The sequence below is a fragment of the Oligoflexus tunisiensis genome, from assembly GCF_001748245.1.
Lineage (GTDB): Bacteria > Bdellovibrionota_B > Oligoflexia > Oligoflexales > Oligoflexaceae > Oligoflexus > Oligoflexus tunisiensis.
On record NZ_BDFO01000001.1, the window covers coordinates 2,613,574 to 2,630,274 of the forward strand.

The following is a 16,701-nucleotide window of genomic DNA, read 5'->3' on the forward strand; positions in this document are numbered from 1 at the left end:
ATCGTATGGGTTCCATAGCTTTTTGTTATGTATCGCTGCGGAACAATGAGGAGAATTTCTTACTTGCCGGATCAGAGTCTCAGCTTAAAAGGCAGAATTCTCGCGACAATGCGCTCTTCAGATGAAGCGCATTGTCCTGGAAAAAACTTGTCTTAACGCGCTTTGATGTAACCGTCATTAAGGGCCGCGCGCTCTGTCATGAAACATTCGCGATTGTCGGCACTCAATATCTTTTCGCCCTTCAGCATTTCGGGATAGTCCTTATCCGTCTGCGTGTAGTAGCGTTTGGTGTTGCGATTGCCGATCACAGGGCAGGCGCTGGCTTTCATTTCCGTGCCGGCTTCCTTGATTTCCGCGCTGACTTCGCGGCTGACTTCGCGGGTCTTCTGGCCGACGTCGTCGGCAGTTTCCTTCGTTCCTTCTTTCACATCCTGCCAGCCTTCTTTCACATTCTCGCGAGCAGTATCCTGGTCGCCTGCGGCAACCTCGCCCGTGCGGTCCGTTGTCATGTCACTTTGAGATGAGGTACAAGCCGCTGCGAGGAGCACGGTTGAAATCCCCAGGGCCAGGTTGCGTAGCAAGGAAACGGTCATGTGTGTCACTCCTTGATGGGTAGTGTGAAAAATACGCAAGAGAATCACGTCGATCAGCAATGCAACATGCGTGCCTTCGCTGTCATGCATCGTCAAAAAGGGAGGTACAGCGCGTCAGTTGGAATGGATGCTGCAAGGGATGAAGGAGGCCGGCGATTTCCGGCGAGGGAAACTGTATGTCCAACCCGGCATGGCTTCAAACAACAAGGGAATGGTTTCACTGGAAGCACATGCCCGCAGGACTGCACAAAATCTGGGGATTCCTCTGCACCCTGTGGCACGATATCAAGCAGACCAATCTGCTGTTGCATGCCAGCAGCATGTCCTACATGACCCTGGGTTCGATCATCCCCTTTCTCGCTTTGACCTTTGCCATCATCTCGGCCTTTCAACCGATCGCGGTTCCCGATGCCAGCTGGTTTGCTACTTTCAAGGTCTTTATTCTGGAAAACCTGGCTCCGAGTTCCGGCCAGTCGATGGTGGAGCTGCTTGAGACTTTTTTAGCCAATCTCGATGTGGCGAAAATCGGGTTGACCGGATTTATGACTCTGATTGTGCTGATCGTGATCCTTCTGCATGATATTGAGCTGGCTCTGAACAGCATCTGGCAGGTTCCTCATACACGGCCTTTTCTCAAACGCTTCCTGTTCTTTTGGATCACGACCACCCTTGGCACCGTCTGCATTTCTGTTGTTGTGGCCGCCTTTTCCCAGCTTCATGTGCTGGAGCGCCTGCCTTATTCGGGAGCCACGGCACCGGACGCTGTCGGCGGCACGCTGTCCTTTTTGGTGAATCTGGCCGCGACTTTTGTTTTCTTTACCGTCCTGCACAAAATCGGCCCCAACTGTCATGTTTCCTTCAAGGCGGCTCTGGTCGGCGGACTCTCGGCCACGCTCATGATTCGGCTGGCTTCCGCAGGTTTTGGCCTTTATTCCACCCACAGCCAATGGAATCAGAATATTTATGAAGCCCTGGCGGTGGTGCCGCTCTTTCTGCTTTGGCTTTATCTTGCCTGGTTTGTCATTCTCTTCAGCGCGATCATCGCCTGGCGGACGCATCATGGCTTTCGCGTGAAACGCGCGGACGAGGCCGTTCCATCCAAGCAGATTGAAGATGAGGCCATCCATCTCCGGGATCTCCAGGTCCGTGCGGTGATGCCCCTCGTCTGCGTTTTGCTGGTGGGAACCCGCTTTTTGAAAGAGCGCGGCGCGGGAACCCTCGGGAAAAATCTGGCGGTCGAGCTGGATGCGCCTCCGTATTGGGTGCGCGAGGCTCTGTTTATTGCGGAGGAACTGGGCCTTGTTCTGGTCAAGCGACCTGCCGAAAACAAGGATGACGTCGCCAATGACGTGCTGGAGCTGACGGTCTATCCTGGTTTTCCGCTGGATCGCATCAGCCTCGCGGAGATCGTGGATAAGCTGAGTGAGGAGGCGCGGCAGTGGTTTCGAACCCGGCCGTGCTCCGAGTCGTTTCCCGTGCACCGGCTGCTGGAGCGAGCCCATGCGAGCCTGCAAAAGGATCAGGGCCGCCTTCCGCTGGCCGCCCTGCTGGATCCCGGCCCGGCCTGATGATGGGCTCCCTCGCCGTCTTATTGCGACCTGGGGGTTGTCCCGGACTGGGAGGTGGTCACAGGATTGATGTATTCCACTCCGGTCAGACCGCAGGTGTCATTGATTTTGTTGGCATCCGATCCCATGAGCGCGAGCGATTCACAGTTGGGTTCTGGAGACGGTTGGGTCAGGGAAATATTTTCACGATCACCCATGGGGGGAATGGTCCCTTCCTGGATGCTGATGTTCGTGCTGGGTGTTTTTGTATTGGAGATCGGCAATGTGGGCTCCTGCCAGCGTGTCGCGCGATCCTCCGTCTCCGTATGGTCCTCGGTACACGAGAAAATCAGGAGCGGAAGGATCAGGACTGTGCCTAACAAGCTCTGTTTCATGGTGAGACCCTTTCAAAAGATGGATAGCGTGGAAGCTGTCTGGAACAGTGCACGCTTTGTACCACCCTTGAGGTTCGGGTTATGGGCTTCCTGACGGATTCGTTGGACGCAGATTTGCATGAAAAAGGCCGGGTGCGTACATAAAGGAGGCTCACCATGAGAACGCCAGGACATCAAACCTATCTCTTCACTTCGGTTCTTGTGGCCATGACCATCGGCTGCAATCGACAGAATCAACAGGCCACGCGGGATCCCACGCCATTGAATGTGCCCGAACCTATGCCTGAAGGCCCTTATTCCGATCCTGCAGCCACATCACCAGGTTCCCGTGAGGCGAGAGCCGATGAAAGCGCTGACAGTGCACAAAATAATCTCAATCAGGGTTATTTCCATTGTCCCCCTCCGGGAACAACGCCACCTTCGGACAATAATGTGGAACAGAACGGGAGGATGGATCCTATCGACTGCCCACCGGGTGATCCCAATTCCTCCACATCCATCATTGGCATTCCGGGGGCTGAAAAGCAGGAATGAGACTCCGGCTACTGGGCTTCTGCGTTCCAGATCCCATCGTAACGCAGGAGCCCCAGCTCGCGCATCAGAATCCACACTTCACCATGACGCTGCAGATCAAGCCCCAGGATCCGGCCCGAGCCGGGCTCCAGGTGGAGGCCGCGGCTCCTGACCAGGTCTCCACCATCCATCGCGACCTTAAGGATTCCAGCCTCGGGGCGCAGAATAAAGCGGAACGTCGTGATGAGAAAGCGTTCGGGCTGCTGCGGATCCAGCACAATGGAATCGAGGGGGACGTGTTCGAAGAATATATCCTCGCGCAGATGCAGGCGCCCGTCATCAGGGACCGTCCACTGCGTTTTGCGGCCGGTACGCGGCTCATAGCGGTGGAGGATTTGTTCCCTGCTTTGAAAATGGAAGGTGCTGAAGAAAATATAGGGTGTGTTGGGATCATTCACGGGAATCGTGAAAGTCATGAGGTCCGGATCCTGAAAATTGATTTCAGGAAAGGCCTCGGACAGCCAGGTTATGGTTTCCCCATAGATGATCACCAGGCCGCGCCCGCCGCAGGAAAAGAGCAGCCTATCCCCCTCATGAAATATGAGACGACCGGTGCATTCAGGCGGCAGTTCCCGCATGGCGCGTATCCAGCGTTTGTCCTGCCGCTGAAAGAGGGTATAGGGTTCCCCCAAAAGCTGAGCGTCCGCCCAAATCCGGCCCTGTCCATCCACGCGAGAGAAACGCAGATCAGGGGCTTGACTCCAGGATTCACCCTGACTTGGGATGGCCTCGAAGGATTTCAGATCCCAGAGCCAGAGATCACCATCGGCTGCCTGCACAAGAAAATTTTCCCCCTGCGGAACCAGAGTCAGATCCTTTTTCAAGGCAGCCGGACGATCTGCCGGAAGCGAGAGAAGACTCCAGCCGGTGTGCGGGTCGAGTGCAGCCAGTTCACCATTCTCCCGCTGCAGGAGCATGCGGCCTTGGGAATCCTTGATCATCTGTGTCCAGGCTTCGTCATAGGCGGGCGTGCGGACAAAGCCAAAAGGCAGGCTCTGCCAGGGTTGAAGGTCCAGCTGAAAAATTCCAATATTGCCCTGATAAATGATGGAACCTGATGGCACCAGGGATAGCCAAAGAGAGGATCCATCCCGGGCCACATCAATCAGTCGGGAGCTGGCCTGGAGACCGAGCATTTCAAGAGGAATGATGATAGGACTGGGATAAAAGCGCAGCAGGGCTTTTTCCGCGACGATGGTCCAAAGTCCTCCTTCATGATCCTCCGCGAGGCCTTCATATTTTTGCAGGCTGTCCGGCAGCAGGGAGCGCCAGCGCTGGACCGCGGGATCATAGGCCTGCGTTCCAAAGCGCAAGGCACCGGAAGGAAGGCTGTGGAAATTGCGCAAATCATGGGCGGGATCATCGTCCATCGACAGGGTCAAGGGTTCTTCGAAACCCTGACTGCGGTCCTCCCATTGTCCTGTGTGATGCGCGAGAATTTTTGCGGCGACGTCATTCACATTCCCAAGGATCCAGACGTCCCCATCCGCGCTGGTGAAGATATTGCGATAGTCGCTCAGCAAGGCAGCTGGCGGATTGGCCTTTTGCCAATGGCTCTGATCAAACGTCTGAAACAGAAGCGTCGTGTCATCACAGAGGAACCAGCGGCCAGTTTTGGATTCCGTATAACGACGACTCAAGGGTCGTTCGGTCGGGCAGTTTATTTGATGTCCCGTGCTATCCAGCAAGGGCTTTTTTTGCCAGCGGAGCCGGGTATCCAGCACGGAAAGGGAGCTTTCGTTCAAACAAAGGAGCTGAGCCTGATGACTGCGGCCGAAGGCAAGACAGTTTTGATCCGGACCGCCCGCTTCGGGTTTGGGATTGAAGATCCAGCTCTCTCCATTTTTTTTGCCCAGGACCGGAGCATGCCTTTCCTGAAAGGTCCAGAAGCCCCAAAGCGAAACGGCCTCTGCGTCCTCGACCAGTTCCACCTGATGCAAACGGCGCTTCTGAATCATGGTCTCAAGGCCGGGGTCGGACTGGAGTTCGGAACGCGTGGAGGATCGCTGGAGCCGTGACCCGCCGCCGGCATTGGTGAACAAGTTTCCATCGAGGGTCTTAAGCAGTTGCGTGTCCCAGAACTCTGAATCCGGGTCTGAGCCCGGAAGTTTAACCTCGTGCATGGACCAACGTTGCCCTGAGAACCACAGATTTTTTCGAACTTCGGTGGGATGTCCCGCCTGATCGCTGGCACGAACGTGAAGCGTGATGGAACTTTCCCAGTTTTCTGAACGCAGCCATTCCTGACTGAGATCCACTGTGATATGCGGCGAGCAGGGTTGCCAGTCGCGCAGCGCATGCCCGGCACAACGCCCACTGAGACAGCGGCTGTAGTGAGCCGGCCGCGCGTTGCCCATGGATGAGGTGACGGTCACACGACATTCCAGGCTTTGTTCCAGATCATGACGGCCCACGACCGGATGCTGCAGATCCGTGACCAGGGCCTGCACTTGAACCGGCGGCAAGGACACAAGAGGGAAGGGCGTGTTCCACGCGGGTTCGGACCATTGCACGGAAAAACCAGGAGCTGTGGCGGAGGCGCGAACGTTGGCACAGGTGAGTGGTGAGAGGTGACCAGCGGCATCACGGGTGCGGGCAAAGACAGCCCACGAGCCGGGTTCCGGAAGGGAAATCGTCTCGGCCTGGGTGAACACGGCCGCGGATCCCTTGCAGTTTGTGCGGGGTTCGCAGCCTGTCAAAGGTTGGGCCGCGTCTTCCACGCAGTATTCGAGTTTCAGTTCGGCATCCTTGATCAGTGCCAGGGGTTCATGGACGGGGACCACGAGTTCAGGTGGCTGCGCTTCATGCAACGCGGCTGTGGACTGGGCCCAGCGTGGAGCCGCAGGCTGCTGCCTGATGATATGCAAGGGGCAGCCTTCGCGTGGGCCGAGGACGGGCAGATCCTGAGGGCTCTGGTCCGGCTGCAGATAACCGGCGCGTGCGATGAGTTTATAACGGCCTTCCGGCAGGGATCTCATATTCAAGCTTTGGGGAAAGGATTTTTGGTCGAGCGCATGATCCCAGAGGCTATGGGCGCTTTCAGGAACAAGGGTGTTCACCGCTTCATCCCAACGATGAGCCTCGAAGGTCAGCCACAGACCGGCCTGGGCCGCGCCATCTCCGGCGTAGAAGGCGTTAAGATCGAGCTGCTCATCCGCTGCGTAGGCTTCCACAGGACAGGAGAAACGCATGGAAAAGGCCCGACGCTTCTGCAGAGGAAGACGGATATGGTCCGGCGCGCGTGGCTCGAGATGCAGGTACGCGGCTTCATTTTGCACGGGATCCTGGACGAGGATATCCAGTGAGGCCTCGGGCTCCACGACCACACAGCCGCCGCGACTGATGGCAAGGCTGGTCCATTGACCGTCCTGCCTCTGTCCGACCTTCAGCGTTTGAATGCGCGTCGGGCTCAAAGGTTGATTCCCGGCATCCAGAATTTGCAGCAGATGCGCATGGTCCTGATAAAGGCCCGGTTCCACGCCACAGGTAAAGGCCTTTTCCTTGAAGCCCCTGGAGAACTTCTGGCAGGCGACGAGTGAACTGAAGAGAAGGACGAACACGCAAAGGCTGGGATGGAATTGCGACAAGGTGGATCCTCTTTTTTAATCGAAACAGGCGATATTTACTGGTTCATGGCAGGAAAGAAAAGACGAAATCCAGAGGGAGGCGCAAGCCGGCACAATTTATGCTGCGCAAGGATTTGACGAGGATAGGGCCACTGATTTTATTTATGTATTCCAAAAGGAGCACTCAGGTGGAACAGCAAAAAATAGACGAACTGCGCGAAATGCTGGAACAAAGAAAACAGGAGCTGCAGACCATCACCGTCAATAGTGAGCATGCCCTGCGGGAATTGCTGGCGCCCGATCAGGATGAGGAGACACAGGTTGATTACAATCATCCTGCCGATATGGTTGTGGGTGATCCAGACTATGACAAAGGAATAGCCTTGATTCGTCGGGAACGGGCCGAGCTGGCTTTGGTTACGAATGCCTTGGCCCGCATGGATCAAGGTACTTATGGACTTTGCGAGGAGTGTGGGGATGAGATCCCTTATGCCCGGCTGCAGGCCATTCCCTACACCAAATACTGCATCAGCTGCAAGGAGGACAAGGACGCCGCGGCGCAGCTGGGACAAAACACGGGAGCACCCGGAGCCAATCCGCATGATGTGGGCAATCTGGGCGTATGAGCCCTGACCCCAGGACAGGGCATGCGCCCTGTTGTCCTGGGAGGCGGTTCAATGAGCCGGCGCGGAATTTTCAGAAAGACGTTGGACCAGATCGCCTTTCGACAGTTGCTTCCAGTCCGGAATTCCGCTCGCCTTGGCCCGTTCATGCAACCACTCGATGGACTGTTTTTGCAGATCCTCCACGCGGCGTTCATGTTCCTCGTTTTCATCCTGGGCCAGAGTCCTGGAGGCTCCGAGTTCCCGGGATTCGTTGTCGGAATTTTTCACCGTCACGCCCTGGGGCGCGAGGATATCACTATCCGAGTAGTTTTCCCCGCGATCGCGTTCGACGTAATCATCCGCAGCCAGTTCCTCAATGCGTTTTTGGTGCGGGATATCCTTGGTATGTTTGGGACTGAGGGGCTTCTTGGTCATAAGATACGTCCTCCAGCTTGCATCATGAAACATCATGCGATTGCATGCAGCTTTCCTGCCATTTGCGGGAATGGAGAGCGGGCTCGACCACAGGTTGGGTGAAAAAACGGGCCCTGTCATGTGGCCCGTCCGCTTGAGTGCGGACTGGGTGAGGCGGCGTAATCGTAGCTTTCCGGTGTGTTGCGGAAAATCCTGACGATGGATCCATCGGTGCTGCGTTTGAGAACCAAAAAATCGGTTCCGGCGGAGAGCACCGTATAGGGTTCCCGCTCTTTATAGATGGTTTCCCCGACGGGAAAACTGGTGGTCCAGGACTTGAAGTTACCCAAATGATCTGTGGCTGGCATGTTCCCTCCGTGCCTGGGGATTTTTCTACAGCTACCATGGAAGATCAATCAGGTCAACACACCGAACCCCTACTGGCTGATGCAGTAAAGCCGCAGGCTCTGATCACAACCCTCCTGTCCATCGCTGATCCAGACATCCTCTTTGTCACCCAAACCGTAGCGGCCCTTGGCGTCGCTGTCGGTAGCTGTCCAGTTGTCGCAATGTTCCTCGGGTGCTGTTCGACCACTGGATAAGGTTCCAGTCCAGACCTTCACGGTGCCGCCGCCGATGGAATTGGCGAACTCATCGCGAATGATGGGTTTGGCGTGGGACTCACTCCAAAAGAGATTGACGTTGGCGATCACGTCGCCGTCGGTGAGTATGATCGGAGCGGACAGTTGAATCCGATCGCGAGCGGCCGTATTCGCCGTCGAGAGCATGGCTCGAAAGGAACCGGGGAGTTTTGCATTGCTCGCGTGCTGATTGCATTTGGCATCCGCGCTCTCCAGGCTGTTGAACTCCTGGGCACTGTCTTCGCCAATGCCATAAGCGGTGCTGGTCACAAAAATGATGTGAGATCGAGCCGACGTCGCCGGTGTTCCCGGAGCCTTGGGCGCCTGACCGGGATGCGCCTCCAGAATGCTGGTTTCAGGATTGGCCAGGCCAGGGAACGGAATCAGGAATTTGATCGTATAGGCACTGCGATCGCTGTCCTGATAAGCAAACGTCCAGTGCCAGAAGCTGCTGGTATCCTGCTGCACATCAGGCGTTAAACTTTGATTGCCGATTATGGCCACAATATCCGTGGTCTGGGGCATAAAACCTTCGAGGCGGCCACCCAGCTCGTCTTCCAGACGACAGCCAAAGCCCCCCGTTCCGGAATGAAGCGCAGGATCATCGGCACAGATCAGGTACGCACCGCCGATCGCGGTCGGTTCGATGGCGACATTGTCGGAGAGATCGGAACTATCTTCTTCAGTATCCAAAGGCTTTTCCGTGATCTCACGATTCAGCTTGGAATCATGGCAACCGGCCATCATAAAAACGCCGAGGAGTAAGAATCGAAGCACAGGCAAACTCCTTGTTCGTGGGCAAGGAACTTATCGACAGAAGGTTTGCCTGAGCTGAGCGCGGTGCCCAAGTGTTGGAATTATAAAGTGCTTGCCTGGACCTCTTTCGAGGGCTCTTCGGAGCCGAATGGCGGTTCTGCATCGCGCATGCCAAGGCGCCCAACCAGAGGCAGTTTGAGGGCCGGGCGCAGGATATCCACGCCGAGAGACAGGCCGAGGAGGTTGACCTCAATCCCCTCGCCGAGGCCCATGGTCAGGCCCAGCAGCCCGAACAGCGAGAACTGAACCCCGGTCCCCGTTTCCGAAACGCCGACCAAATCTCCGGTGCCGATCCAATCCTTGCCAATGGCATGCGGCGGCAGCTCGAAGCGAAGCTCCGGACTTTCCCGGATGATGTGCGAAACGAAGGTGTTGCTGTTGGGACCAGGCCAGGCCCTATAAAAATTGTGATAGGGATAGCTTTGAACGGCCGCTTTGATTTGTTTGATGGCGCGCTCCGCCTTGGGTCCTTTCAGTTCGTAAAGCAGATCAGGCTCGGCTCCATACCAGCGGCGATCGGGAACATCCTCCCTTACCTGGATCGTGCTTCCCGTGCGGCGCAGACCGAAGCTGGTGACATGATAAGTTGTGTAGGCAGGAGCATTCCTGTCCTTGGTGGCCACCCAGGTGTGAACCGCGAAGTAACCACGCCAGCGAAAAGCGCGCGCCGCATAGATCTGGACCAGAGCATCGGGTTCATTCTCTGGCAGGGACGCAAGTCCCATGCTGCTGCGATCCGCAGTGCGCCAATCCTGTGCGATGGCGGGCAGGGATAGGAATCCCAGAACGACAAGCATCCGTTGCGAAAAAAGCGTAAAGACCATGCCATATGCCTCAGTGGAAGAGTATCCTCAATTTTATGGACGAGTTTTTCACAGGCGGGATGAGGCCTTTTTAAGAGCCAGGCCAGGGGGAGCTGCCGCTCCCCGCGCGGTTCGGTTCAGCGCTTTTCGAGTTGCGCGACTTTCAGAGCAGCCGGTCGTTCCAGCACGCGATGCAACCAGTGTTGCAAAGCCGAATGCTTCGCGAGATCGACGCCGATCAGGGGACAGAGCTTGGCCACCGACGCGACGTTGATGTCAGCCAGCGAAAAGTCTGTGCCCACCATGAAGGTGCGGCCCTGCAGATGCTCATCGAGGACCTGATTGAGCGGCACGATCTTTTCCAGACATTGGGCGATGAGGTCCTGATCGCGCTGCGCTTCGGGCACGAATACCTTTTGAATGAAGGCATCGATGATCGGCTTTTGATAATCTGCGAGGCCCCAGAAACTCCACTTCAGAATATCGGCCTTTTCCTGCAGATCCGCACCCAGGAGGGCCGGCTTGTATTTTTCAGCCAGATAAAAGTTGATGGCCATGGATTCCCACAGCACGAAATCGCCATCACGCAAAACCGGGACCTTGCCGTTGGGGTTCATGCGCAGGTATTCCGGTTTCTTATGATCCTGGTTTCTAAAGTTCACGGGCACCGCTTCGTAGGTCAGACCGATCTCTTCCAAAGCCCAATAGCAGCGTCCGGCACTCGATCCTGCGGGGCCGTATATCTGAATCATTCCGCGTCTCCTCCAGCTTTTGTCTGTACTCTTTAGCCGACTTGGCATGATCGCAATTGCCTTCAAGCTAGCTTTGCGTGAGGTGGGAGTCAAGCTCTGGTCCATTCCGTCAATTCACACAGGAAAACGGCGGTTCAAGTCTTGCAAGGCTGGATCCCCGGTGGACTGCATGAACTTGGGCGGTGAACCTATGCGAAAACAAAATTTTTTTGATGTCATCATAGTCGGAGGCGGACCGGCGGGACTCAGCGCGGCTCTGGTCCTGGGGCGCGCGTGTCGTACGGTTCTGCTTTGTGATTCCAATCAACCTCGCAACTGGGCCTCGAAAAGCCTGCACGGTTTCATTGCCCTGGACGGCCTGAACCCCCGGGAGCTGGTGCGCAAGGGGCGTGAGCAATTGGCCGCGCTGGGAACGGTGACCTTCTGGGATGATGAAGTGGTGAGCGGGCATCGTTGGCAGAATGAATTTGAAATCATGATGAAGGATGGACGCACCGCCAGTGGTCGCAAATTGCTCCTGGCGACGGGCGTTACGGATGAGCTGCCGCCCATTCCGGGCGCTGTGGATTTTTTTGGCAGAAGCGTTTTTCAATGCCCGTATTGTGATGGCTGGGAAACCCGTGGGAAGCCGACGGCCATCTATGGACGCGGGGCCCGTGGTTTTACCATGGTGCGGGCGCTCTTTGGCTGGACCCAGGATCTGGTGCTTTGCACGGATGGGCCCTCGGGTCTTTTGATGCGACAAAAGAAAATATTGGATGGCCATGGCATAGCGGTGCGGGAGGAGCCCATCGAATGTCTGGAAGGGCAGGATGGGAAGCTTCAGGCGATCCGCTTTCGCAATGGCGACAGTCTGCCCCGGGACTTTTTATTTTTCAATCTGCCCTGCACGCAAAAGTCAGGGCTGGCGGAAAGCCTCGGTTGTGAGTTCACGGACAATGGCGGCGTGAAAACGGGTCACTATGAAGCCACCAACATTCCTGGACTCTATGTCGCAGGGAATATGATCAAGGACGTGCACCTGGCTGTGGTCGCCGCAGCGGAAGGGACCCGCGCGGCCCTGGGTATCAACAAGGCTTTAGGGAAGGAGAACTTTGCGCTGGCGGAGTAAGAGGCTGGGGTGGGTCTCTTACGGGAGGCCCGCATGGTCCTCGGAGGCTGGCAGGGACACTATCCTGACGGCTCCCAATTTCTGCAGCTCGTCCTGATGATCGGGACGGGCCAGCGCCCTTACATGGTCACCAGCCCTGAGGACGGTATCGCCTTTGGGTATGGTAAAACGTTGATCGCGCTCCAGACTGATGAGCAGAACCCCCGAAGGCAAACCCAATTCCAGGATGCGTTTCTGATTGATGGCGGGATCCTCCTTGATCGCGATATCCACGAGGATGAAACCCTCGGGAAGGAAATCCTCGAGACCTTCTCTTTGCTGCTCCGAATCCGCTTCGAGCGGAACGGTGACACCAAGGCGACTCGCGATGAAAGGAATGCTGATCCCCTGGGCAATCACGGAGATCAAAACCACAAAAAAGACCAGGTTGAAATAATACTCCGCCTGGGGAATCCCGACGGTCCAAGGCATGGTCGCAAGAATAACCGGTGCGGCTCCGCGAAGACCCACCCACGAAATAAAGATGCGCTTGTTGCGGCTCATCCGCGCGCCGGCGGAGGCGATGAGGACACTGAGGGGACGGGCTCCGAACATCATAAAGACGCTCAGGATCAGGCCTTCCTTCCAAACCTCCAGGAGGTGCGAAGGAAATGCGAGAAGACCCAGGGTCAGAAACACGAGGATCTGGGCGATCCACGCGATGCCGTCGACAAAGCGGCTGATGCTGCCCTTATGCAAAAGATGAGTATTGCTCAGACTGAGACCCAGCACATAAACTGCCAGGAAACCACTGCCGCCCAGAGACGCTGTGACGGCAAACAGCAGGATCACAAGACCGAGCAGCAGGACTCCATAAAGCCCTTCGTATTCAATGCCGACGTGATTGATAATCCAGCGGATCACATGACTGCCGAGCCAGCCCATGATCAACCCCAGGCCGGCCTGCATCAAAAAGAATGTCGCAATGGAAGCTGGTCCCTGGCTGGGATCGGTCATAAGCAGGAGCATGCTTACGGTCAGGAATACGGCAATGGGATCGTTGCTGCCGGCTTCAAATTCCAAAAGTTGTTTCAACGATCCATGCAGGGAGAGACTCCGGGCCCGCAGAATACCGAAAACGGCGGCCGCATCCGTGGATGAAACGATGGCACCCAGCAGAAGACCTGCCATCCATGGGAGGCCAAGAACATAATGCGCAAAGACTCCGGTGACCACTCCGGTGACCACGGTGCCCACAAATGACAGGGAAATGCCAAGAGGCAGGATCGGTCGCACACTTTTCCAGGAGGTACGCATGCCGCCATCGAAAATGATCAGGGCGAGACAAATGCTGCCGATCGCAAAGGACAGAGGATAATCATCAAAGTCAATGCCACCCGGTCCCTCGGATCCTGCCAGCATCCCGATTCCCAAAAAGAGCAAAAGCGAGGGCATGCTCAGCTTGGATGAAACGCGATTGGCCAGAACGGAGAGAATAAGCAGAAGCGAGCCGGCCAGGAGGATGGCTTCAAGCGAATAGTTTTGCAGTTTAACACCGATCACAGGCCATCTCTCCGTTTTGGTCCGACTTAGAGTTTGCCATAGGGCACGAGTAAAACCGGAATGCGCGCATGTTCTGTGACGGCGCGCGCCACCGAGCCCAGCACCGTGCGGCTGAGGGCCGGGCGACTGCGCGTGCCGAGGATGATGAGATCCGCACCGACGCGTTTGGCCAGAGCCAGAATTTGTTCCGCCGCATCGCCTTCCAAAACGTGTTCCTGCAGTTCGCGCGCATGACCCAGGGAATCCGGAAGCTCCATCTTGCTCAGCTTGTACCAGGCGCCTTCCTGAGCCTCCCGGGCATCCGAAGGAAAGCTGATGAACGGCACAACGTGAGCCAGATGCAGGGTGCCACGTGGGGCGAGCAGGCCCAGCGCGTGCACCAGAGCCTGGTCGGTTGTTGCCGTGAAATCCACGCCCACCACGATCGTGCGATAGGGTTCGAAGGGTCGCGGGAGGCTGGCGGGAGGCGGTGGAACGCAGACGACACTCACAGGCCCATCCCGCATCACGGCCCAGGCCACCGAGCCGTTCCAGAGTTGTTCGACACGGGAATGCTGCCGTTGGCCGATGATAATAAGATCAAAACCCTCCTCCCTGGCGAGCGTCACAAGATGGGTTTCGGGGTTGCCGTGGAGCATCATCACCCGCGGACGAGCCGCTTGTTCCTCGGGTGGCGCGGCGTTTTGCAATTCATGAAGCAGCGGTGCTTCCAGTTCAGGAGTCAGTTCCTGACAGGCGGCCAGAGGAAGAGCCAGCTGCCTGCTGGCGGCGGCCGGCGAGACGATATGAACGACATCCACCGTGCACCCGCCAAGGCTGGCCAGCCTCGCTCCAAAAGCACGCGCGGCGGTGGCGGCATGCCCGGCGTCCGCTCCAATCAGGATGCGGAGGGGAGCCTGATCCTGAAGCCAGGCCTTCAGGCGCGGGGCTTCACGCAAAAGAAAAAACGGCACCGGGCTGTTTCCCGGAAAGTGAGGGACGTACTGCGGACGACTGCCGACGATCAGTGCGGTGGCCACTTCCATTTCGGCGACCTTGGCCAGAACATCATCAACCGACCCGGCCGCGAGATGCACCCGCACCTTCGCACCACAAAGGTTTTGCAGGCGTTCCGCCTCCTCCTTCAATCGGAGGCGCAGGGGTTCATGCCGATGGGAAAGGACAGGTTCTTCCACGACATGCACAAGACGCAGGGATTCACCCATGCGTTTGGCCAGACGTGCTGCGATTTCCGTCAGAAACTCTGTTTCCGTACAAAGGTTCGTGCCAACAACAAGAGTCATGTTTTACCTCGGACATCCATAGGCCCTTAATCCAAACGCAAGCTCAGGAAGGGGCGTCGCGTCAAGCAAAGAGTCCGGCGCGAGGTGGACCCGAGAAGCAATTTGCGCAGCGTGATGCGTTGATCGTTCAGGGTCATGATGACCCAGGCCCGCTCCTGTTCCGCATGATCCACGAGCGTCTGAGCCACGGACGTGGTTTCGTCCTTCTGAAGCGCCGTGGCATGAACGCCTGCCTTGTTCAATTTCGTGACGAGATTCTGCAACATGAGGAGCGGATCCTTCCCCTGCCGCGGGGGCTGCAGCTTGTCCCACAGTGGGCGAGGGCGTGGCTTCACATAAATAAGGTCGATGCGCGCCGCTGTCCCGCGACAGCAGTCTGCGATCCAACGCAGAGTGGACGCCGGAAGAGGGACAGCGGGATCGACGCCGATCACGATCAGCGGTTCCGGGCTGAATTCCTCCAGCGCCAGGTCGGGCTTGACCACGAGTATGGGGAGCGCGGCGGTCAGCGCAGCCGTTTCGGAAAAACTGCCGAGAAACCAGTGCGGCAGCCCCTTGCGATTGTGGCTGGCGACCACCAAAAGTCGATGGCCGGTGCGTTTCCCATATCGGGTGACCACGCGTGTCAGGCTTTCGAGGCCATCCGATTCGGAGCTGAGGATTTTAATGCTGGTGAAGTGAAATCGGTTGCCCAGCTTGCCCGCGATCTGCTCGACGGCCTGCTTGACCAGAGTGGGCTTCATTTCCTTGAACCACTGGAGTGGTGTCAAATACATATCAGGATGAATCACCGATACAATCGAGAGTTCAGAAAAAAAGCCGCGACTTTGAAAATGAGTGATGATGCCGCTGAGGCTTTCCAGATTTTCCTCTGGCATTTCTGAGGGGTCGATGGCGATCAATGCTTTTTTCATGGTCAAGCCTTGTATGTGAGGGTCGATCGGCACGATTCAGGTGGCCCCGGTCCAATAGAGAAGATACAAGCTGCCCAGGACCAGGACGATCACGGACACAGCATCGGGCTCGATCAGCTTTTTGCGATGCTCCTCCTGATAAAGCTGGCCCATGACAGCCACCGAGGAAGCAAGGATGACAGCCAAAGCGGTCAGCACATGGGAGTTGGACACGGTGGCCAGCAGATTGCCCCGATGAAAGCCATCCAGCGGAAGCAGGAGGATCATGTTAAAAGCGTTGCTGCCAAAAATGTTGCCGACCGCCATATCAAAGGCTCCCATACGGACGGCGGAAATGGTGGAAACCAGCTCCGGGAGTGAAGTGCAGAGTGCAACCAGGGTGGTTCCCACGAAGGTCTTCCCTAAACCTGTTTCTTCCGCGATGGTGCCCGCCGCTTCCGCCAGGTAGGGGGCGGCAATGACAATGGCAAGGCCGGCGGCGATATAAATGGAAATGTCGCGAACCAGTCCCTTGTGATTCTTTTTCACTTCGGGTTCGTCAGCCGATGTGATCTTTTGATCCCGGGAAACCACCCGCAGACCCAGGACGTAAAATAAAACAATGGCGATAGGACCAATACCGAATTCCCAGATACCCAAGTTTCCAAACCTGGAACTCAGGAAAATGGCGAGGGCAGCCAGGGCCGTGACCGTAATGCTCAAGGAGGCCGAGAGAGCGTGCTCGGCTCCCTCGCGCGAGAACATTTTATGGGGACTGCGGTGCAGAAAATCGACGATGGCCAGGATCAAAAGGTTCATGAGCGAGCTTCCGAACAGGTCGCCAACGGCCAGATCGGGCATTCCTTTGCGAATGGCACTGATATCTATCATCAGCTCCGGAAGTGACGTGGCGCCCGCTAGCAGTATGCTGCCTGCGAGAAGTTTCCCCATTTGAGTCTTATCCGAAATCGCATCGGCCGAGCGCGTGAGAAACACACCAGCGATGACGATAACGACAGCCATGAGACCGAATTGAATGAAGGCTTCAACCATCTGGCCTCTCCTCTCTCCCAGGACTACATAACATGGAGAGAACACTGCGACCATAGTAGAACTTGCCAGCTCTGATTTCGATCCGTTATTCTGAGGACTTTTGTGGGAAAACGT

General features: G+C 56.7%; 16 protein-coding genes. 4 read left to right on the forward strand and 12 right to left on the reverse strand.

Features of this window, described 5'->3' with window-relative positions; genetic code table 11:
• Window positions 1-152: 152 nt before the first annotated feature.
• Complete coding sequence (locus OLTU_RS11315) at window positions 153-593, reverse strand: hypothetical protein (RefSeq protein ID WP_141732867.1); 441 nt, start codon at window positions 591-593, stop codon at window positions 153-155.
• A 230-nt stretch (window positions 594-823) separates the two neighbouring features.
• Here OLTU_RS11315 and OLTU_RS11320 point away from each other — a divergent pair, with 230 nt between their 5' ends.
• On the forward strand, window positions 824-2,161 hold the full coding sequence (locus tag OLTU_RS11320) for a YihY family inner membrane protein (protein WP_176736523.1): 1,338 nt from the start codon (window positions 824-826) through the stop codon (window positions 2,159-2,161).
• A gap of 20 nt (window positions 2,162-2,181) precedes the next feature.
• On the opposite strand, the gene OLTU_RS11325 is transcribed toward OLTU_RS11320, so the two are convergent.
• Window positions 2,182-2,535 (reverse strand): hypothetical protein, encoded by a 354-nt coding sequence (locus OLTU_RS11325; protein ID WP_141732869.1) that lies wholly within the window; start codon window positions 2,533-2,535, stop codon window positions 2,182-2,184.
• Between the two features lie 156 nt (window positions 2,536-2,691).
• On the opposite strand from OLTU_RS11325, the gene OLTU_RS11330 reads away from it, so the two are divergent.
• Window positions 2,692-3,069 (forward strand): hypothetical protein, encoded by a 378-nt coding sequence (locus OLTU_RS11330; RefSeq protein WP_141732870.1) that lies wholly within the window; start codon window positions 2,692-2,694, stop codon window positions 3,067-3,069.
• A gap of 8 nt (window positions 3,070-3,077) precedes the next feature.
• Here the strand turns inward: OLTU_RS11330 and OLTU_RS11335 are convergent, their stop codons facing one another.
• A complete protein-coding gene (locus OLTU_RS11335; protein WP_141732871.1) occupies window positions 3,078-6,695 on the reverse strand; it encodes a hypothetical protein in 3,618 nt (1,205 codons plus the stop codon).
• A 167-nt stretch (window positions 6,696-6,862) separates the two neighbouring features.
• On the opposite strand from OLTU_RS11335, the gene OLTU_RS11340 reads away from it, so the two are divergent.
• Complete coding sequence (locus tag OLTU_RS11340) at window positions 6,863-7,300, forward strand: TraR/DksA family transcriptional regulator (protein ID WP_176736524.1); 438 nt, start codon at window positions 6,863-6,865, stop codon at window positions 7,298-7,300.
• A gap of 48 nt (window positions 7,301-7,348) precedes the next feature.
• Here the strand turns inward: OLTU_RS11340 and OLTU_RS11345 are convergent, their stop codons facing one another.
• The 5 genes from OLTU_RS11345 to OLTU_RS11365 all read right to left on the reverse strand — a co-directional run bounded on the left by OLTU_RS11345 (window position 7,349) and on the right by OLTU_RS11365 (window position 10,705).
• Window positions 7,349-7,714, reverse strand: coding sequence for a hypothetical protein (locus OLTU_RS11345; protein WP_141732873.1), 366 nt, complete (start codon window positions 7,712-7,714; stop codon window positions 7,349-7,351).
• A 116-nt stretch (window positions 7,715-7,830) separates the two neighbouring features.
• Window positions 7,831-8,061 carry a hypothetical protein gene (locus tag OLTU_RS11350; protein WP_141732874.1) on the reverse strand — a complete coding sequence of 77 codons (231 nt, stop codon included), beginning with the start codon at window positions 8,059-8,061 and terminating at the stop codon, window positions 7,831-7,833.
• 69 nt (window positions 8,062-8,130) lie between these two features.
• Window positions 8,131-9,111, reverse strand: a complete 981-nt coding sequence (locus OLTU_RS11355) for a hypothetical protein (RefSeq protein ID WP_141732875.1) — start codon at window positions 9,109-9,111, stop codon at window positions 8,131-8,133.
• An 80-nt stretch (window positions 9,112-9,191) separates the two neighbouring features.
• Complete coding sequence (locus OLTU_RS11360) at window positions 9,192-9,974, reverse strand: DUF3750 domain-containing protein (RefSeq protein WP_141732876.1); 783 nt, start codon at window positions 9,972-9,974, stop codon at window positions 9,192-9,194.
• Between the two features lie 116 nt (window positions 9,975-10,090).
• A complete protein-coding gene (locus tag OLTU_RS11365) occupies window positions 10,091-10,705 on the reverse strand; it encodes a glutathione S-transferase family protein (RefSeq protein ID WP_176736525.1) in 615 nt (204 codons plus the stop codon).
• Between the two features lie 190 nt (window positions 10,706-10,895).
• On the opposite strand from OLTU_RS11365, the gene OLTU_RS11370 reads away from it, so the two are divergent.
• Complete coding sequence (locus OLTU_RS11370) at window positions 10,896-11,816, forward strand: NAD(P)/FAD-dependent oxidoreductase (RefSeq protein ID WP_176736526.1); 921 nt, start codon at window positions 10,896-10,898, stop codon at window positions 11,814-11,816.
• 18 nt (window positions 11,817-11,834) lie between these two features.
• On the opposite strand, the gene OLTU_RS11375 is transcribed toward OLTU_RS11370, so the two are convergent.
• The 4 genes from OLTU_RS11375 to OLTU_RS11390 are packed head-to-tail and all read right to left on the reverse strand — an operon-like array spanning window position 11,835 to window position 16,587.
• Complete coding sequence (locus OLTU_RS11375) at window positions 11,835-13,358, reverse strand: potassium/proton antiporter (RefSeq protein ID WP_141732879.1); 1,524 nt, start codon at window positions 13,356-13,358, stop codon at window positions 11,835-11,837.
• Window positions 13,359-13,384: 26 nt separating this feature from the next.
• Window positions 13,385-14,641 carry a universal stress protein gene (locus tag OLTU_RS11380; protein ID WP_141732880.1) on the reverse strand — a complete coding sequence of 419 codons (1,257 nt, stop codon included), beginning with the start codon at window positions 14,639-14,641 and terminating at the stop codon, window positions 13,385-13,387.
• A gap of 26 nt (window positions 14,642-14,667) precedes the next feature.
• Window positions 14,668-15,555, reverse strand: a complete 888-nt coding sequence (locus OLTU_RS11385) for a universal stress protein (RefSeq protein WP_141732881.1) — start codon at window positions 15,553-15,555, stop codon at window positions 14,668-14,670.
• Window positions 15,556-15,591: 36 nt separating this feature from the next.
• The gene (locus OLTU_RS11390) at window positions 15,592-16,587 is read right to left on the reverse strand and encodes a sodium:calcium antiporter (RefSeq protein ID WP_176736527.1); all 996 of its coding nucleotides are present in this window, start codon (window positions 16,585-16,587) and stop codon (window positions 15,592-15,594) included.
• Between the last annotated feature and the right edge of the window lie 114 nt (window positions 16,588-16,701).